Annotated in this window: 15 protein-coding genes; 9 read left to right on the forward strand and 6 right to left on the reverse strand. The window is 69.7% G+C overall.

Annotation, left to right across the window (positions count from 1 at the left end; all coding sequences use genetic code 11):
- Positions 1–45: 45 nt before the first annotated feature.
- Together D7V97_RS05380 and D7V97_RS05385 are read left to right on the forward strand one after the other, a co-directional pair.
- Positions 46–1,878, forward strand: a complete 1,833-nt coding sequence (locus D7V97_RS05380; RefSeq protein WP_158623281.1) for a serine/threonine-protein kinase — start codon at positions 46–48, stop codon at positions 1,876–1,878.
- Between the two features lie 102 nt (positions 1,879–1,980).
- A complete protein-coding gene (locus D7V97_RS05385) occupies positions 1,981–2,916 on the forward strand; it encodes a DUF2381 family protein (protein ID WP_158623282.1) in 936 nt (311 codons plus the stop codon).
- 13 nt (positions 2,917–2,929) lie between these two features.
- Here D7V97_RS05385 and D7V97_RS05390 read toward each other — a convergent pair whose 3' ends face one another.
- Positions 2,930–4,123: a hypothetical protein gene (locus D7V97_RS05390; protein ID WP_233582527.1), complete on the reverse strand. Its 1,194-nt coding sequence runs from the start codon at positions 4,121–4,123 to the stop codon at positions 2,930–2,932.
- Here D7V97_RS05390 and D7V97_RS45745 point away from each other — a divergent pair.
- Positions 4,013–4,255, forward strand: a complete 243-nt coding sequence (locus D7V97_RS45745; RefSeq protein ID WP_233582528.1) for a hypothetical protein — start codon at positions 4,013–4,015, stop codon at positions 4,253–4,255. The genes D7V97_RS05390 and D7V97_RS45745 overlap by 111 nt on opposite strands.
- A 5-nt stretch (positions 4,256–4,260) precedes the next feature.
- On the opposite strand, the gene D7V97_RS05395 is transcribed toward D7V97_RS45745, so the two are convergent.
- Together D7V97_RS05395 and D7V97_RS05400 are read right to left on the reverse strand one after the other, a co-directional pair.
- The gene (locus tag D7V97_RS05395; RefSeq protein WP_120609531.1) at positions 4,261–6,459 is read right to left on the reverse strand and encodes a hypothetical protein; all 2,199 of its coding nucleotides are present in this window, start codon (positions 6,457–6,459) and stop codon (positions 4,261–4,263) included.
- On the reverse strand, positions 6,449–7,894 hold the full coding sequence (locus D7V97_RS05400; RefSeq protein ID WP_120609511.1) for a hypothetical protein: 1,446 nt from the start codon (positions 7,892–7,894) through the stop codon (positions 6,449–6,451). The genes D7V97_RS05395 and D7V97_RS05400 overlap by 11 nt, the downstream gene beginning before the upstream one ends.
- Before the next feature lie 398 nt (positions 7,895–8,292).
- Here D7V97_RS05400 and D7V97_RS05405 point away from each other — a divergent pair, with 398 nt between their 5' ends.
- The 5 genes from D7V97_RS05405 (at position 8,293) to D7V97_RS46735 (ending at position 11,829) form a co-directional block, all read left to right on the forward strand.
- Entirely contained in the window at positions 8,293–8,670 is a 378-nt protein-coding gene (locus tag D7V97_RS05405) for a transposase family protein (RefSeq protein WP_120609512.1), read from the forward strand.
- A gap of 334 nt (positions 8,671–9,004) precedes the next feature.
- A complete protein-coding gene (locus D7V97_RS05410; RefSeq protein WP_233582524.1) occupies positions 9,005–10,366 on the forward strand; it encodes a DDE-type integrase/transposase/recombinase in 1,362 nt (453 codons plus the stop codon).
- A complete protein-coding gene (locus D7V97_RS05415; RefSeq protein ID WP_120609513.1) occupies positions 10,363–11,175 on the forward strand; it encodes an ExeA family protein in 813 nt (270 codons plus the stop codon). The genes D7V97_RS05410 and D7V97_RS05415 overlap by 4 nt, the downstream gene beginning before the upstream one ends.
- A 110-nt stretch (positions 11,176–11,285) precedes the next feature.
- Complete coding sequence (locus D7V97_RS45750) at positions 11,286–11,792, forward strand: DUF5953 family protein (protein ID WP_368668875.1); 507 nt, start codon at positions 11,286–11,288, stop codon at positions 11,790–11,792.
- Positions 11,767–11,829, forward strand: a complete 63-nt coding sequence (locus D7V97_RS46735) for a DUF5953 family protein (protein ID WP_368668876.1) — start codon at positions 11,767–11,769, stop codon at positions 11,827–11,829. The genes D7V97_RS45750 and D7V97_RS46735 overlap by 26 nt, the downstream gene beginning before the upstream one ends.
- A 16-nt stretch (positions 11,830–11,845) precedes the next feature.
- Here the strand turns inward: D7V97_RS46735 and D7V97_RS05425 are convergent, their stop codons facing one another.
- Positions 11,846–12,535, reverse strand: coding sequence for a hypothetical protein (locus D7V97_RS05425; RefSeq protein ID WP_147444699.1), 690 nt, complete (start codon positions 12,533–12,535; stop codon positions 11,846–11,848).
- Between the two features lie 64 nt (positions 12,536–12,599).
- Positions 12,600–13,052, reverse strand: a complete 453-nt coding sequence (locus D7V97_RS05430) for a hypothetical protein (protein WP_120609515.1) — start codon at positions 13,050–13,052, stop codon at positions 12,600–12,602.
- A gap of 318 nt (positions 13,053–13,370) precedes the next feature.
- On the opposite strand from D7V97_RS05430, the gene D7V97_RS05435 reads away from it, so the two are divergent.
- Complete coding sequence (locus tag D7V97_RS05435; protein WP_120609516.1) at positions 13,371–16,610, forward strand: serine/threonine-protein kinase; 3,240 nt, start codon at positions 13,371–13,373, stop codon at positions 16,608–16,610.
- On the opposite strand, the gene D7V97_RS05440 is transcribed toward D7V97_RS05435, so the two are convergent.
- Positions 16,591–17,448: an ADYC domain-containing protein gene (locus tag D7V97_RS05440; RefSeq protein ID WP_147444700.1), complete on the reverse strand. Its 858-nt coding sequence runs from the start codon at positions 17,446–17,448 to the stop codon at positions 16,591–16,593. The genes D7V97_RS05435 and D7V97_RS05440 overlap by 20 nt on opposite strands.
- Positions 17,449–17,893 lie beyond the last annotated feature (445 nt).

Below are 17,893 nucleotides of genomic sequence, written 5' to 3' on the forward strand. Positions count from 1 at the left end.
ACCGCTGTCAAGCGCAGCCACCCACTGCTTCGTTGGAGAAAGCCCGTGCGGCTGAATCCCCCGTCACCGTCCATTGCCCCGGGCACCGTCGTTGGCGGCTACACCGTGGAGCGCAAGCTGGGCGCGGGGGGCTATGGCGCCGTGTGTCTCGCCAGGGAGCGCGAGGGCGGGCTGTTCGCGCTGAAGTTCCTCCCGGTGGAGGAGGCCGGCCGCTGGGCGGAGCGCGAAGTCTCCATCCTCCTGCGCCTGCAACACCTGTCGCACCCGCATGTGGTGCGCCTGCTATCCCATACACTCTGGCCGGTGGCGGAGGAGCCCGAGTTCCTCGTCATCGTCATGGAGTACGTGCGCGGGGCCGCACTGGACAAGTGGGCGCGCGAGGTGAATCCCACGGCCCGGGCCGTGGCCGGCGTGGCGCGGGACGTGGCAGGGGCCTTGGCGGCGGTGCACGGCGAAGGCGTGGTGCACCGGGACGTGAAGGGCAGCAACGTGCTGGTGCGCGCTGAAGACGGGCGCGCGGTGCTGGCGGACTTCGGCGTGGGCGGCTACCCGGGAGCACCGGGCATCACCCGCCACCCCTTCCTCCCGGGCACGCCCGAGTACCGCGCGCCCGAGGCGTGGCAACACCGCAGGGACAACGCGAGCGGTAAGTACGTGGCGGGCCCGGCGGATGACCTCTGGGCGCTGGGCGTGACGCTCTACTGGCTCCTGACGGACCGCTACCCCTTCGAGGCGCCGGATGACGTGGCCCTCGTGGATGCCATCCTGACGCGCACTCCGTCCGCGCCCCGGGAGGTGAATCCGCGGGTGCCCGAGGTGCTGGGCCGGGTGTGTCTGCGGCTCTTGGAGAAGCGCCCGGAGGCGCGTTTCGCGGACGCGGGCGCGCTGGCGACGGAGCTGACCGAAGCACTGACCGGAGCGGATGAGGCGTGGGACGTGCCCCTGTGTGACTTCTACAGCGTGCACACCGCCACCACGAAGGGACGGGCCTCGGACCTCCTGGCGTGGGCGAGGGCGCCACATCAACCGCCGCGACGGGGCCCGCGTCCGAAACGCGCGGCGGCCGTAGCACCGCCAGGGGCCGGGGCCGCACCCACCAAAGACAGGGCGCTGTGCGACGCAGCACCGCCGCACCAGCGAGCGCCCATCCCGCGGCGAGGACTTCGGGTGGTGGCGGGGCTGGTGCTGGCGGTGGCTGTCGTGGTCGTGGGATGGGGCGCTCCATGGCAGGTGTCCGCGCCCGTCCAGGAAGTGGCGCCCCCCCACCTGCCGCTTGAAGCTGACCGGGCCACGGCACCGCCCTTGTCAGCGGCTTCCACCGTGGCCGCCGCGTCCAGCGTGGCGTCTCCGGAGGACAGCGCTCCCATGATGAAGCCCCAGCCCCCCACCGCCTCCTTGAAGAAGTCGTTGCGAAACGCCGGGTGCGTGGCCGGTGCCTCCCTTGCCCTGGCCTGCACGAGTGGCGCCCAGGTGCGCCCGCCGCCGGATCCGGAGGACTGCCCGCAGGCGGCGCTCACCGCCATGGAGGAACTGGACATCGACATCGGGGACGACCGTATCGGCACGTTCACCGGCTACACGGGAGATCCCCGGGTGATCACCGTGCGTGGAGGACGCGGCTCGATAAAGCTGGCGACCGGTGGCTATGGCGACCAGTTCCCAGGCGGAACGGTGCTGTCCTGCCGGATCACCCTGGGGGAGCGCGTCTTCGGCCGCTGCAACTGGGCACGCACCAAGGCGGGCAAGACCTGGCCCGTCTGCTTCGAGCTGCACCACGAGGATGGAAAGCTCGGAGTGGAGCGCAAGGACGAGGGCAACGCCGACTCCGCCCGCATCTTCAACTCATTCGATGTGGTGCCGGTGCGCCGCTTCGAATGAGGCGTCCTCCGAGGAAGGCGGCCCGGCGACGAATGATGGATTGAAGTGATAGGAGCCGCCCCGCGCTCGCCTCTTCCTGCTCCACCCTGGAGGTCTCGTCCCGTGCCTGCACCTTGTTTCGCCGTGGTCCTGGCGCTGTGTCTCCTGGGCCTGCGTGCCAACGCGCAGACGCTGTCCGCATCTCTCAGCGCGAGCCCCCGCCCCATCGAGTTGCAGGAAGAACCGGGCGGCGAAGCGCCCGAGGTATTCATCAGCCCCGGCAAGTCCACCACCCTGCTGTTCGACGCGGAGTTGCTGCGCACGGCGGAAGGCAAGGACACGGCAACCCTTGAGAGGCGAGAGGCTTTCGCGCTCGTGGACGCGGGCCTCACGACCCTGCGGCTCATTCCCACCGAGGGCTTGAAGCCTGGGGATCGGCTGCGATTGACGGTGCGTTTCGCCGGCAGGGCGGCCCCTTCCGGAGCGGCCTTCACCCTCGTGGTGCATGCGGCCCAGGCGGAGCCGATGGTGGAGGTGTACCGCAATGCACGCCCGGTGGAGTCCTACCAACAGGAAGCGAGGGAAGCGCGGGCCAGGGCCGCCCAGTGCCACGATGAGTTGAAGCGCATCCAGGCAGAGCGCGCCGAGCCCGGGGGCTTGAGGAGTCTCCTCGCGGCGAAGCAGTTGGACGAGGAAGGCGTCCTTCCCAAGGTCCTGACCGAGGCTGTCACCAAGGCACCGGGAAACGTGCTCTCGGTGTTTCGCATTCGGAGTTACCGTGCCGCCGGGCGTGTCGCCGTGGAGTTCGAGGTGAACGGACTCGCGAATGCGCCTCCCTTCGTGGTGGCGGGTGCGGCCCTGACAGGCAGGCGGGGCGCGGAACTGAAGGTGCTGCCCGTGTGGTCATCCGGGCCCATCAACGCGGATCCGTCCAATCCTGGGCGCGTGGTGGTGGAAGCAGAGGCCACGACAGAAGACGCCCGTGGCCCCTACACGCTCAAGCTCTGGGAGGAGGGCGGGGGCCGAACCGTTCTCCTCGGCAACGTGACGTTCCCGTAGGTCCTCGCGGTCCTCACCCCCGGTGCCGCTCCGCCTCGCGGAAGAACTGGGTGAGCGAGCAGTCCAGCAATGACTGGCGGGACTGCATATACCGGCGGGCGCGCAGGAAGGGCAGCCAGACGCGCTTTCCAACGCGCACCTGGGACTCCTCCATCTTCGCCCGCAGCACCCACGTCCCGCCCAACCGCCGCACCAGCACGTCCCCCAGGTAGGCCCCCACGGCTGGCGCCGTGTGCTCGTCGATGAGTTCCCGCTGGTATCGCTCCGGGAAGTTCTCCCGCCAGAAGTAGAAGTCCAGGTCCGTGAGAGACTCGGGCGTCGCGTCGAAGATGCTGGGCACCTTCGTATGCAGCGCAGCCACGAGGCTCTCGGACAGGTCGCCGTAGTCGCTGCGGACGCGCTCGGGATTCTCCGCGTCCGAGGGGAGGGCGACCGGCAGCCACTCTTCTGGCTCAGGAGGCCGGAAGGCGTTGAGTTCGGCAATCTTCCGTTGCCGCTCGCTGATGGCGAACCCGTCCGGTAGCCGCGAGAGGAACGGCGCCACGTCCGGGTGGAAGCGGGGCTCCACGGGAGCGAGCGCAGCACTGCGCTCCCTCAGCGTGCGCAGCACCGTGTCGAAGTCGAGGTCCGGCCGCAGGTGGACATGCGCACGGGCCTGGGCCACACGAGCCTCGTCGCTCGCGAAGTCCGCAGCGGTGGGCCGCAGCACCAAGAGGACGGAGCCGTTAGGAAGCTCCTCCACGAGGTGAGCAGGCGTCGAGAGCATCCGCTCGCGGCCTATGGACTCAACCAGCTTCGGGCCGAAGATGTTGAGCCAATATAGTTCATAGACCTTGTCAAATCCGTCTCTATTGACGACCTCATCATCCCGACCGAAACCAGGGGCGCCAGACAACTGATCATCGGCCATACTGTGTGCCGAGGCGTAGGGCGCCGGATAGCTATCTGCCCAGGCACGTACCATTTCCACAAATCTCCGACAGCGCTCCACTTCTACAAAGAGCGAAAGCGGTTGCACATTGAGGCTGACGTTCAGCCTGGGCCGCCGGGGAGCAAGCCCTAGATACAAAGCCAGTGACATCTGCGGAACTGCCGCATGAAAGAACCCGACGGACGCACTCCTCTCGCTGCGTCGCTCCTCAATCGATTTCCAAACGGCCTCACGGGAGTACTTGCGTTGCCGCTTACCTCTGACAACATCTGGCAGCCAGTCGCCAGCATACTCTTCAAGGGCTTCAAGGAAAGGCGCCAGTTCATGCGTCAATTTGGCCTGCGGATCGAATGCACCATCGAAAGAAAGCCGCAGACTGTCTTCGGCGTCCAAGTCCCGCAGCGTTAGTAAGCTCATTGAAACAGGACCTCCACTCCCTCGACTTCATCACCGACCTTATCCAATGTGTTTTTCAATGTCTTGGCGTCAGTAGGCTTGAGTTCGCCACCCTCGTAGATGAGACGGACTTTCTGGACTTTTGCCATCTGTTCGAAACCGGGGCGACGGATGTTCAGAGCCTCACCGTAATACCGCAGAGCATTGCTCGCGTCCGCAACCATCTGCGATGCCAGAGCATCCGCATCAAGGCGACGAAGGTCCCGACTCTTGAGGCTGAACGTCTCCACGCGGGGCGTCGCGCCAGCAGCGGGCCCCTCTTCGATGACGAGCACGTCCGCGAAGCGCAAGTCTGTCTTTGCCACGCCCACATGCGTCTCGACGCGGGGCTGGTCGAAGTCCTTGAGCCACCGCCGCTGCGCCCGCGGACGGGCCGCGTCCTCCTCCAGGAGGGCGACCATCTTCCTCTCGAAGGCCAGACCCCGGGCGTACCGGTCACGCACGAGCCGGTAGCCGGCCCACTTCAGGGGCCCCTTCTGCGCAATCCCCTGTTTGATTTCCGCGGCCCTCATCTCCAGGTACGCCACGTAGTCGGCCCAGCGTGGCTCCGCCTTGATGTCGGCGGGAGCCGCCTTCAGCAGGGCTTGGCGGTGCCTCGTCAGCTCCGCCACGTCCATCGACAGGCGCTCTCCCGGGAACTCCGCCTCCCACTGCTTGAACTTCGCCTCCGCCACCTCGGCCGGGAGGCCTGCCGCCTCGGGAGGCACGGAGGGCCGAGTACCACCCTTGCGCCCTGAGCCCCCGCCGGTGGACGCAGCACTCGGGGGCTCGCGATACCGCACCGCCAACGTGGCCTGCGCCTGAACGACGTTACCTCGGGCCTCGTGAAGAGCCAGCGCGCCGGCTTCGCCCCACTCCGCCACCAGAAGGGCCGCCTCCCGGCTCTGCTGGAGGTGGCGGGCCAACTCCCCCACCGCGCTCTCTCCCAGTCGCGCCTCCAACCTCGCCAGCACGGCCTTCAGCGCCTCCACGCGGGGCACCGCCGCTTGAAGCCGCGCCCCCTCTTGCCGGGTGAGGCCGGCTTCACGGAAGGCACGCGCCCCCTTGCCTCCCGCGTACAGGCCCACCATGAGGGCCGCGGGGGCCAGTTGTCGCGTGGCCTCTTCGTACTCGCCCCTGGCGAGGGAAGCCCCGCCCTGCGCCGTTCCCGCCGCCAGGTGGTAGAAACCCAGCGGCATGCCAAAGGTGAGGTGGTCGAAGGACGCCAGGGCCACGTTGCCCGGTGCGAAGGCCCCCAGGAACTGAGCAGTCTCCACCTCCCGGTACGCTTCCCGGTACGGCGGTGGCAGCTGCGCGGGCAGCGCGGATGCATCCACGCTCCGGCTTCCTCCGACGAGAGGAATGGCGGACGCGACGTCATCCGCGGCCCTCCCCAGCCCGCGCGCGATGTCGCCCGCGCGGAAGTCCCGCTCCGGGAAGTCGGCGAGGGCCATGCCCCGCTGCTTCAGCTCCCCACGGACCACCTCCATGCCCCCCAGGGCGCGCTTGAGCAGCTTGTCCTCGGCTAACAGGTGCAGCAGCTGCCGCACCTCTTCGTCATGGGTGGTGTGCAGGACGAAGAGGGCAAAGACTTCCGCCTTGGCCAGGCCGTGCTTCTCGACGGCGGTGGCAAGGAAGGCCGCGCGCTTCTTGAGGAGGACGCGGGCGGCCTCGGCCTCCAGGGGGCCCAGGGCGCCCAGCCGGACGGCGTTCCAGTCCGAGAAGGCCTCCACCAGCCGGGGCATGTCCGCCTCGCGCTGCAAGGCCAGGAAGGCCGCTGGCGTGGTGCACTCCAGGAAGGGCGCCAGTACCTCGTCCTCCGAGTCCAGGTGCGGCCAGCCCGCGGGCACTTCCCCGCACGCTCCTGCCAGGGCGCCCACCCCACGCAGGGGCGTTGTCTCGCCTCCGCCGGGGCTCGGGGACGACGGCGAGGCCCGGCGGCGGTGCAGCAGCGGCCCGACTTCAGCCTCCTCGTCGGAGAAGTCCTCGGGCCCGTCGTCCTCGGGAAGACTCGCGACGGCACCGCGCCCCAAGGCCACCATGGGCGTCGAGCCCGAGACAGCAGCCAGGGTGCCTTCAGGGCCCGCCCGAGAGGGCAGCGAGGCACATCCCGCCATGAGGAGCGCCAGGGCCAGCACCAGGCCAGCTCCGCCACGCGGCAGTCGCTCAGCGCGCATGGTCCACCCCCAGCCCCACGGCCGCGAAGGCACCCGGCCGCAGCGTCCCCTCCGGCGTGGGAAACAGCAGCGTGCCGCCCTGCCCCAGCGCGTAGAGGTTGCCTCCCAGCAAGCGCCACCGGGCCTCCCCCGAGACGAGGTAGCGCGCGCCCGACTGGCCCATGGCCGTCGCCAGCCCGCTGACACCCAGACTGAGGTCCCGGTGGAAGAGCTGCGCCTCCAGACGCCCGTCCACGTCCACCCGGCCCCAGGAGAAGGCCTCCACCCCCAGGGAGAGGAAGAGGTGTCGCTGGCGCATGCCACTCAGGCGCACCGCGTCCCAGCTGAAAATCACCTCTCCGTAGGCGGAAGTCCCTTCCGGGAAGGACGCCTCCGCCAGCGGCACGGAGGCCGGGCCCGCCACCTGGAAGCGCGCCAGCTCGTAGTCCGGGCCGAAGGCGCCCTGCCGGAAACCTCCACGCTGCAGGCGCCCCTCCAGGCGGGCCCGCAGGTCCACCGTCGGCGTCAACGCATCCACGCCCACGCCCGCCACCGCGCCCCATGCTCCTCTCTCGCCCGGGCGTCCGCCCCATCCGCCCAGCAGGTGCGCCTCCACCCTCCTGCCCTTTCGCCCGCGCCGCAGCACCACGGCGGTGGCGTCCAGGTGCGCCAGCGTCAGGGGCCTCGCGGTGTTTCCAACCCTCCCCCAGTCATGCACCGCCGACAGGGCCAGCGTGTAGCGACCCGGGACAGGAGGCCGGCCGAAGAGGACGTGCTGCACGTCCAGGGCCACTTCCGCCCCCGTCAGGCGAGCGCTCAGCACATCCGAGACGAACGCCTCCGCGTACACCGACCCGAGCGTCCCCGTCGCGATGACACCGGCGGGGCTGTAGTCGGGGTTGACGCGGTTGCCGTAGCGCCGCACCAGGTGCCCGGACAAGAGGGAGTAGCCCTCCATCATCCCCAACCACACCGAGTTCGGCGTGTCCCCTCCCACCATGAAGAGGCGCACCACCTGCCCCCAGTCGGACAGCGTGTCCCAGTCCTCCGTCCTCACGAGGCCCGCGCCCGCCCCTCCGCCCCACAGTCGAAGCCGCACCGGCGCCCCGAGAATGAGTCGAAACGACTCCCCCTTGCCCAAGGCCACCAGGGGCTCCAACTGCACGAAGCCTTCGTCGGTGCCCGCGCCCCTTCGCGGCAGCAACGTCAACGTCGCCGCGTCCATGCGCAGCAGGCTCGTCCAGGGCGGCGTCGATTCGGACGTGGCAGGCGCAGAGGCCTCCTCTTCGGGCCGCGCCGCTCCCGCCTCTTCCTCGCCGGAAGGCTCGGCCGAAATGGCCTCCTCCAGCCTGCGAATGGTGGCGTCGAAGTCCTCTGGGGCGGCGGCCTCCTGCGCCCCTCCGGCCCCGGGTACCAGCCCCAGCATGACGACAGCCCAACTCCATCGCATGAGCATCGACGCCTCCTGTGAATGGTCCCGGCAGGGGTGAAGGACAGAGTGTCCTTGTTCAGTCCGACAGTGAGCCTCTCCGGGTTTTGTGGCTGTTGCTGAGCGAAGTGGTTGATGGAGATCGCGGTCGCGACGAGCGTGCTGGTTGCCGGGAAGGGATGTTGCAGGCCGCGCGGAGTCCAGCAGCGAGCCGGATTCTGGCGCGCCACGCTGCGTGAGGTAGTCCGCGGGGCGCTGAGAGGACGGGGCGCGGCGGTGTTCGCCAGCTCGCGTGCGAGAAAGGTGACCTGGAGCGTGCGCCAACACGCTCACAGGTCGAGCGCCCCGCTTGACGTGTGAGAGAGAAGCGAGGCACCCAAGGAGTCGTACGGACGCGCGTCGGCGTCAAGTCCTGGGCGGCACAGATGCCGTCCGTGTCGGCGGTACGCCCGGCGAGCTGCGCCGCTTGCGGCGCGGCGAGCCGCCCTGTGGGAGCGCCTCTGGGGCTTCATGGGCATGGCAGCCGGAGCCGCCAGGTGCGCGGGCCGCTGGACGCTGGCGCGTCGCCCGTCCTCGTAGAGCTGCGCGTGCGACGCTACCGCTGCCGTGCGTGCGGCGTGTCGCAGACGGTAGTGCCCGCGGAGGTGCTGGCCAGGAAGCTCTATTCGCTCGCGGCCATCGCCTGGGCGCTCGCCCTGTGGGGCCTCGAGTCGCTGCCGGCGGCGGCGGTGCGCAGGCGCGTGAGTCCGTGGGACGTGGTGGGGCCAGGGAGCGCTGGGCGCTGGGATGCCCTCTGTCGCTGAGCCGGAGAGGCCAGGCGCGGGAGGCTGCTCTGCTGCGTGCGGCCGGCGCCCGCGGACTGGACGGCGCGAGCGGTGGCCGCACGAGCGGCGACGACAGTCGCCGCCTTTGCGCTCCCGGCGACGGGACCGCCATCGCTGTCCGCCTGTTCGTTCCGGGGCGCCGAGCGCGCTCGCTGAGGGACTTGCTCCGCGGCCATCGGCTCGCCCCGCGCAGAAGTCCGTCCCACCCGACACGCCCCGTCCTCGAAGGCCTGCCTCCGGCGGGACGGTAGGCGTCTGCTCTCCCAAGAGGCCCATGCCGGGATGAGGGGGCGGTACGGGAAGTCCGCGCAAAATGAAGAGCCTCACCCCGAAGTCCCACGCCGAGGCGGTGGCGGTGTTTCGCCACGGAGTCATCGGCGCCCTCACCCAGGCGCAGATGGACCGAGGCCAGCTCGCCTCGGCGCTCGAGTCCCTCGCCCAGCAGCGCTTCGTGCCGCCGGGCGCCAAGGCGAGCCACTGCTACTCGGCGGCCACGCTCGAGCGCTGGTACTACGCGTACAAGAAGCGCGGCCTCTCAGGCCTCGCCCCGCGCGGCCGCAGCGACAAGGGCCGCGCCCAGCAGCTCTCGGCGGCCCAGCGCGAGCTGCTGCTCGACATCCGGCGGGAGTACCCGTCCGCGTCCGTGACGCTCATCCTGCGCACGCTCGTCACCGATGGCCGGCTCGAGAAGGACGCCGTCTCGGCGACGACGGTGCGCCGCCTCTTTGCGGAAGCAGGACTCGACCGCATCGGAATGCGCGACGGCAGCGGCACGAAGACGCGCCTGCGCTGGCAGGCCGAGCGCCCCATGGCCCTGTGGCACGCGGACGTGTGTCACGGGCCTGGACTCACCGTCGGGGGCAAGTCGCTGCCCTTGCGCATCCACGCGCTGCTGGACGACGCGAGTCGGTACGTCGTGGCGCTGGAGGCCCACCACACCGAGCGCGAGGTGGACATGCTTGGCCTCAGGGTGCGCGCCCTGCGCAAGCACGGTCCGCCGGACGCTCTCTACCTGGACAATGGCGCCACGTACCGGGGCGAGACGCTCGCCACCGCGTGCGCTCGCATCGGCACGTCGCTCTTGCACGCGCGGCCCTACGACGCCCCCGCCCGCGGGAAGATGGAGCGCTTCTGGCGCACGCTGCGCGAGGGCTGCCTCGACTTCCTCGGGCCCGTCGCCTCGCTGCACGACGTCAATGTCCGCCTCTGCGCCTTCCTCGACGCGCACTACCACGTCACGTCGCACGCGGCCCTCATGGGCGCGACACCGAAAACCGTCTTCGAGGCCGCGCCCCGGGCGCCCGATGGCTTCGACGAGGCGAAGCTGCGCGAGGCCCTCACCACCCGCATCCGCCGACGCGTGCGGCGCGACACCACCGTCGCTGTCGATGGCGCCGACTACGAGCTCGACGCAGGCCACCTCGCCGGGCGCCTCGTGCACCTGTGCCGCTGCCTTGTCGACCTGGGTGAGGCTCCCTGGGCCGAATTCGAGGGCAAGCGCTACACCCTCCACCCGGTCGACGCGGTGAAGAACGCGCGCCGCAAGAGGCCGCTGCGTCGGCCTCCCCTCCACGACGAGACGTACCGGCCACACCCCGCGTTTGACCCGCCCCGCGCGCTCCTCGACCGCGCCGTCGGGCGTCCTCCTCAGCATCGCGATGGAGGTGAGTCATGACGCCCGCCTACGTCACTCACTTCGGCTTCTCCGAGGCGCCCTTCTCCAAGGAGATTGCCGACGCGGACCTCTGGCTGCCGGCCTCCAAGACGGACCTCGTCGAGGAGCTCTGCGAGGCCGTGCGCGAGCGGCAGAGCGTCATGCTGGTGGGCGAGCCCGGCGTCGGCAAGACGTGCGTCCTGCGCGCGCTCCGCCACCGGCTCCCCCAGGCGGGCTTCCGCCTCACCTCCTGTCACAACGCCACGCTGGGCCGCCGCGACTTCTACCGCCAGCTGTGTCTTGCCCTCGGGCTCACGCCGTCCGCCACCGCGGCCTCTGTCTTCTACGCCGTGTCCAGCCACGTGGAGGACCTCGGTCGCGAGCGCGTCCACCCCGTCTTCCTCCTCGACGAGGCGCACCTGCTCCACCAGGACGTGCTCGACCACCTCCACATCCTCCTGAACTACCAGTGGGACTCGAAGGCGCTCCTCTCCCTCATCCTCGTCGGCCTGCCCGAGCTCGACTCGCGGCTCGCAATGCGCCGTAACCGCAGCCTCGCCTCCCGCCTCGCACGCCGGCTCACCATCGACGCGCTTGGGCCCGATGACACCGCGGAGTACCTCCGCCTGCGCCTGAAGAACGCGGGCTGCGAGCGAGAGCTCTTCGCCTCCGATGCGATGGCGATGCTCCACGAGGCCGCCTCCGGCGCTCACCGCGACATCGACCGGCTCGCGACCACTGCGCTTCGCGAGGCCGCGCGTCGCAAGAAAAAGCTCGTCGAGCGCGACGTACTCGCACGCGTGCTCGACACCGACGCCGCCGCTCTGTAGGCCGCTCCCATCACCGAGCGCGCTCGCTGACGCTCGCGCTCGGTGATGCCCATCAACCAGCTCGCCTCGCAACACTCGCCGACGCGGCGAGGGGTGGGAAGTTCCCGCTCCTGTGCAATGGCGACGAGGGTTCCCCCGTGATGATCTCCGGGCTGAAGAGATCCGCGAGTCCGATGCCCGGTGGCCAGCCGCAGCTTCAGGTCCATGCGAAGCTACCCTTCGATGCGACTGTCATCGCAGCCGTGGCGGCTGTGCTCGCGGGCGTGGCGGAGGGGGCTCGTGCTTTTTGGGGCCACGCCTCACCTGACGGTTACGGCTCCGAGGTCGCGAAGCAGATGCCTGGTTCCGCTCATGTTCCGGAGCGCTCACCCCGTGGGCTGCCCATGCTCAACCCACCCGAGGCGCTTCGCGCGCCCATGCTCCCGCATTACCTCGGGTGGGTGAACTACTGGTCCTCCGACACCACGAGGGCCATCAGGTTCCCAGCCCCCTCGCGGGATGTGGGCCTGCTCACTCGGTCGCGGCGCACGGCCTCGGGGGTGGGTCGTATAGCTCACCGATGCGCCGCTCGACCTCGACAACGCGGCTCACCTGGACGCACTCCCGCGGGCCTATGAGCGCTTCCCTGAGATCGGCGGGCGCACAGCGCTTTGACGTTGGTTCGTGGTGACTACTGGAGGGCCTGCGCGTCATCGCCCCCTGGGGAGAGCAGCCTCTCCATGGGGAGGTCCACTCCCTCTCGCGCCAAGTACGTGATGGTGACGACCTTGTTGTCGGTCGAATCCACACCGCGCACCGTCACGAACGCCGCGTTCCACACCTGCCGCTCCGGAGCCATGAAGGCCGTGCGCACGAAGTTGAAGGACTGCTCGTTGTCCCCATGTTCCGTCTCGATGCGGCACAGGCTGGCCCGGCACTCGATGGACCTGAGCTGCGAGGGGTCTGGCAGCGCGGCCCTCACGCCGTCCTTCGCTTGCCGCTCGGCGCTCCGCGCCCACGCGGTGTCGAAAGGCTCGTCTCCGAAGTAGGCCTCGAGGCGCTGTCTCACCTGCTCCGTGGAGGCGGACGAAGGGGCGGGCGTCCCCCCAGCCTTGGGTGTCGCGGCGGCGAGCTCGGGTGTCGAGGCAACGGGCTCGGGTGCCACGGGCGAGGGGACGGGGACCTCGACGCGCGCTTCACGGAGACGGGCGGGCGGCGTGGGCTCGGGCGCGGAGGCCGGCCCCTGCCTCTCGGTCGCGAGCGGCTCCGCCATGGAGGCGCGTCGAAGGAACTCGTCCCTGTCATGCCGCTGCTGGAAGAACAGCACGGTGGCGCACGCGCAGGCGAGGGCGCCTCCCGTCAAGAGATGCCGGGGCTTCATGGTCATGACCTCGGTGGAGGGAGCCGCCGCTACCCGAAAGCCGGGTAGCGGCGGCTCGACGGGACTACTGGTACCAGTAAACGCTGTTCACGCGTGCGCCCTGGTTGAGGTCGCACGCGAGGTTCAGGGTGCCGCCGGCAGGCACGTACACCGGGCCGAGCGCGACGCTCACGTTGGCGCCGAAGCTCGGGAGGTAGGTGACGGGCACCGACCACATCTGCGTCGCATCACTGCTGAGCGCGAAGAACCGGCAGCCGACGTTGTTGGCGGAGGTCGCGCCATAGGCATTGAAGGTGACCCGGTAGTTACCGGAGCCGTCGACCTGGAGCGGGTAGAACAGCCCGACCGTCCTGGGGCAGTTGTTCGTCTGCGTGGTCCACGACTCGCCCAGGCAGGCGCCATCCGCTTGGAGCTGGGGCTTGCCGTGCCACCCGGAGACGGTGCGGGCGCTGGCGGTCCCCGCCACGCTGCCGAGCACCACCGCTGAAGCAATGAGGATCCTCTTGTAATGGGCCATCGGTTCGACTCCTTGGAGTGAAAGTGCTTCGAGGCGTGTGAGAGTGTTTGCCGGAGCCGGCCCCTCGGCTCGGCGGCATGAGCGTGGAGGTGTGGAGTCGGTGCTTCGGTCGTGAAGGCCTCTCCATACGTCCTCGTCGGATGCATGGCTTTGCAGCTCACATGCCGATCCAGTCGCCGCGTTCCTCGGACGCATCTGCCTCGGAGCGCACCTGACTGAGGCCCAGGAAGGCACGCCACGGACACAGCGCCGCGCGGTGCCAGGCACACCGTTTCGCTGTGTCGGATGGCCGGGGGCCGGGTGTCTGGGTAGACCATCATGGGCTACCATGACGGGATGGGGGAAGCCGTGGACGATGACCGGGACGTCACTCCGGAGGTGGCACAGCTCACCGTAGGGGCCAGCCTCGTGCCGGACGGCTCGCCCGGAGCGGGGTCGGGCCAGCTCCACGGAAACTCTTCCGTGGGGCACTACACGTTGCTGGAGCTGCTCGGCCACGGCGGCATGGGAGAGGTCCACAGGGCCTGGGACAGGCGGCTGAGCCGCACCGTCGCGCTGAAGTTCGTGCGAGGCGCGGACCCGGACCGGGTGATGCGCTTCCTGCAAGAGGCCCGGATGCAGGCGCGAATCGACCATCCGAACGTGTGCGCGGTGTACGAGGTCGGTCATGCGGAGGGCCGGGACTACATCGCGATGCAGCTCATCGAGGGCCAGCGGCTCGACCAGGCCGCGGCAGGGCTGTCGCTCCCGGAGAGGGTCCAACTGATGCGAGAGGTCGCCTCCGCGATGCACGAGGCGCATCGGCTCGGCGTCATCCACCGCGACCTCAAGCCGGGCAACATCCTGGTGCGACGGCAGGAGGACGGGCGCTGCGCCCCGGTGGTGATGGACTTCGGTCTGGCGCACGAACCCGGCCTCGAGCAGGGCCTCACCTGGTCGGGCGCTGTGATGGGCACCCCCGCGTACATGTCACCGGAGCAGGCCCGAGGGGAGACGCGGGCCGTCGACCGGCGCTCGGACGTCTATTGCCTGGGCGCCACCCTCCACGAGCTGCTGACCGGCGCTCCTCCGTTCTCGGACAAGACGCTCGTCGGCACCCTCAACAAGGTGCTCCACGAAGAGGCGCCGCCCGTGCGCACGCTCGTGCCTCACCTGCCCGGCGACCTGGAGGTCATCGTCCTCAAGTGCCTGAGCAAGGACCCCGGGCAGCGCTACCCTTCGGCGCGAGCCCTGGCCGAGGACCTGGGGCGCTACATCGACGGAGAGCCCATCCTCGGGCAGCGCCCGGGGCCGCTCTCCCGGCTATGGCGCCGCGCGCGCAAGCACCGGACCCTGGTGGCGAGCTCCGCCGTGTCACTCTCGCTCATCCTGGTGCTCTCGGTCCTGGGCATCACGTCCAGGTGGGACGCGCGACAGGCTCGACTGCAATCGGAGGGGCGTGCGCGGATGGCCGAGCAGCTTGGCCAGCAGGTGAAGGACCTCGAGTGGTTCCTGCGATTCGCATACACGGCCCCCCTGCATGACACCCGTCGAGAGCAGCAGCTCGTGCGTGAGCGCATGGCGCGCATCGCCGCCTGGCGGCACACGCTGGGGGCACCGGGAGATGCGCTCGTCCAGTACGCTCTGGGACGTGGCCATCTGGCGATGCAAGAGCTGGAACAGGCGCACACCGCGCTGACGCGCGCGAGGAAGCTGGGGCTGGACTCGCCAGAGCTCCATTATGCGCTGGGAAGGGGCCTCGGCGAGCGCTACCACCAGGAGATGGAAGCGGCGCGGCACGGGGGCGACCCGGCGTGGGTCGCGGCGCGGCAGCGCGCCATCGAAGAACAGTACCTCCGGCCAGCGCTCCAGTCGCTCGAACGCAGCCAGGTGCTGGAGCTGGAGTCCCCCCAATATCTGGAGGGATTGATTGCCTTCTATCGCCACGACTACGACGCGGCGGCTCGGGCGGCGGCCCTCGCCGAGACCCAGGCGCCGTGGCTGTACGAGGCCCGGAAGCTCGCGGGCGACGTGGCCCACGCACGAGCGATGGAGCAGTTGGAGCGGGGCAACTACGACGCGGCCCGCTCGGGCCTCCACGAGGCCCGCCGCCTCCATGAGCGCGCCGTGGAGCTGGGACGCAGTGACGCCCGGAGCTACGAGGCGCTGGCGGAGGTGGGGTTGCAGGAGGCGGAGTTGGACCGGCGCGAGGGGCAGTCTTCCGGGGCTTCGCTGGAGAGGGCGCTGTCCGCGGCGGAGCAGGGTCTCCAGGCCGCGCCGTCTCGCGGGGCTGGCTACACCCGGAAGGCCTTCATCCTCCTCAATCGGTACCGCGCCGCGAACCCGGGCGGTGAAGAGGTGGACCCGAAACGACTCCTCACCGACTGCATCGCGACCGCGTCGCGCGCGGTGGAGTTGTCTCCCCTGGACGTCCAGGCACACGACATCCTGGGCGTCGGCTATTTCTTCCTGGGGCTCCAGGCGTCCTGGGAGGGAGGAGACCCCGAGCCGTCCTGGCGCGAGGCCATCTCCCGGCTGGGTCGGGCCCTCGAACTCCAACCCCAATACCCCTGGGGACTCAACGACCTGTCGCTGGTGCATCGTTGGCGAGGGAATCGCCAGCGCGAGCGCGGTGAGGATCCATCCACCTCCTATGCCGAGGCGGAACGCCTCCTGCGTCTGGCCGTGAGGTACGACCCGAAATACGTGTTCGGGTACTCGAACCTGGCGGAGCTGTACAACGCGATGGCGGCTCAGCGGCTCGCGCGGGGGATTGATCCGGAGCCGGAGGTGCGAAAGGCCATCGCGGCGGGTGAGGCAGTGCTCGCCATCAACGGCAACTACCACTCCGCGCTGAACAAGCTGGGGCTCTCGGAGCTGCTTCGCGTGGAGTACCTCGTCGCCTCGGCGGCGGATGCACGGGCTCCGTTGGCGCGTGCCGCTCGCTGGTTCGAGCGCTCGCTCGGCATCAATCCGACCTTCGCGCGGACCCACTTCTTCCTCGCGACGGGGCACTTGTTCGCGGCGACCCAGGCCGTGGTGGAAGGTCGCGCCCCCGATGTCGCGCTCGAGGCGGGCCGACATGCCCTGCGGGACGCGACGCTAGGGGATGCGAGCTGCGCCGACTGTCAGGTCCTGAGCGCGCGGCTGGCGCTCGTGGAGGCCACCTGGGTACGACGCAACGGCGGCTCCGGACTCCGACTCCTCCAGCTCGCGCGCGCCGAAGCGAGGAGAGCGGTGGAGATACAGCCCTACAACGAATCCCACCAGGAGCTGGCGAGGGCCTGCCTGCGTCTGGCGGAAGCTGTGTCTCCCCGCGAGGCCCCTGGCTTCATCTCCGAGGGCCTCGCGCAAGTGGACCGGGCGCTCACGCTGGACCCGAAGCTGGCTTCGGCTCATGCCGTCCGTGGAGGGTTGCTGTTGCTCCAGGCACGGCTGGCACGCGCGGAGGCGGCGCGCGCCGAGCATCTGCGTCAGGCCCGCGAGTCACTGGTGAAGGCCCTCGTCTTCAATCCACTGCTGCGGCGGGAGTACGCGGAGGCGCTCCGCAAGGCGGGGCTCAGTCCGGCGCCGGGGTGAACGTGCCCGTGGCGAGTTTTCCCGTCGGTGTCCATGTGGGCGGCCTGGCGCAAGGCGGCACACCGAGCATGCCGGCGGGCAGGGCGATGTCGGGGACCCGGCGGTTCTCAGGGTTGAGGCAGACCGCGCCTTGGGGACTCCAGAGGGCCTCCAGCGTCCGAAGCTCTTCGACCTGGTTGTTCGCGTTCCTCCCCAGTCCGAACTGGTCGCGCTTGTTGATGCGCGTGCCATTCCGGGTGTAGCTCTTGAGGTCTCCGCGGCCGACGAAATACGCGGCGCGCTTGGCCTGCAGGCACGAGCCGAAGAGATGGCTGCGGAGCGTGTCGTAGACGCCTGTGTCGGGGTTCCAGGGGGCGTAGCCCCAGTCGAGGCAGGTGACGATGGCCCCCGACTCACAGCCGATGGTGGTCCACGTCGGGACGGGCTCGACGGCTGCGTTCACGCTGTTGATGCGCAGCCTTGGCAGGAAGGAAGTTGCGTCCCTGTCGGAGGCGATGACGCCCCTCAGGTCGCAGTGATGCACCCAAGGCCCCGTGGCCTCCCGGTAGAGGACGTCATAGCCGCGGACCCGGGTCGAAGCCCCGGGGCGAGGCGTCACCGCCACCTCGAAGGTCGCCGCTCTTTCGGGCCCGCCGTCATCGGCTGGGAGCGAAACCCGGAGTCTCAGCAGGTGGAGGTTCTCGTCTCGAAGTTGAAGAACCTGGGTCGCGGTGTCGATGCAGGCGCTGGACATGGGACAGTAGTTCACGGTGAACCGGGTGCCCTCCGCCTGGATGCTGTGAATCCTGACGGGCTCGCCTGTGCCGGATGTCTGGGGATTCTGTAGCACTCCCGTCACGGTGTATCCGCCGAGCAGGTCCCCGGGCGTGCTGGGGACTCGGCCCATCAAGCGGACAGAGGGGCGGGGTGCGCTGGTCGAGGCCGGGATGTTCGCGAAGGCTTCGGGACAGAAGCGTGGTCTCCCATCCACCTGGAAGCAGTAGGTGCCGCCCTCGACGACGAAGATGCCCAGCCCGTTCGTCTCCGGAGGTCGGCAGCTGGGTTGCCCGGTCGGACATTCCCATGGCGACAGGGGTATGGCTTCCGGGGGGAGGACACAGGTCTCCGAGCGGCAGTCCTGGACGGGCAGGCTCTCGTTGAGGTCGGGCTCTCCGGGGGGCGTGGGCCTCACGCAGGACTTGCTCCCGGGGAACAATACACAGCACCCGCTGACCCCCATGGCCAGGAACAGCATCACCACGTACTGGAGCCTTGCGCTCACTCGCGAGCCGAGTCCGGGAGGG

The organism is Corallococcus sp. CA053C, assembly GCF_003611675.1.
Lineage (GTDB): Bacteria > Myxococcota > Myxococcia > Myxococcales > Myxococcaceae > Corallococcus.

What these genes read in the sequence shown, in the direction of transcription:
- D7V97_RS45745 (WP_233582528.1), top strand. Translation starts at nt 4,013, where the DNA reads ATGAAAGAACCCGACGGACGCACTCCTCTCGCTGCGTCGCTCCTCAAT.
- D7V97_RS05395 (WP_120609531.1), bottom strand. Translation starts at nt 6,459, where the DNA reads ATGCGCGCTGAGCGACTGCCGCGTGGCGGAGCTGGCCTGGTGCTGGCC.
- D7V97_RS05400 (WP_120609511.1), bottom strand. Translation starts at nt 7,894, where the DNA reads ATGCTCATGCGATGGAGTTGGGCTGTCGTCATGCTGGGGCTGGTACCC.
- D7V97_RS05405 (WP_120609512.1), top strand. Translation starts at nt 8,293, where the DNA reads ATGCCGTCCGTGTCGGCGGTACGCCCGGCGAGCTGCGCCGCTTGCGGC.
- D7V97_RS05410 (WP_233582524.1), top strand. Translation starts at nt 9,005, where the DNA reads ATGAAGAGCCTCACCCCGAAGTCCCACGCCGAGGCGGTGGCGGTGTTT.
- D7V97_RS05415 (WP_120609513.1), top strand. Translation starts at nt 10,363, where the DNA reads ATGACGCCCGCCTACGTCACTCACTTCGGCTTCTCCGAGGCGCCCTTC.
- D7V97_RS05425 (WP_147444699.1), bottom strand. Translation starts at nt 12,535, where the DNA reads ATGAAGCCCCGGCATCTCTTGACGGGAGGCGCCCTCGCCTGCGCGTGC.
- D7V97_RS05430 (WP_120609515.1), bottom strand. Translation starts at nt 13,052, where the DNA reads ATGGCCCATTACAAGAGGATCCTCATTGCTTCAGCGGTGGTGCTCGGC.
- D7V97_RS05435 (WP_120609516.1), top strand. Translation starts at nt 13,371, where the DNA reads ATGGGCTACCATGACGGGATGGGGGAAGCCGTGGACGATGACCGGGAC.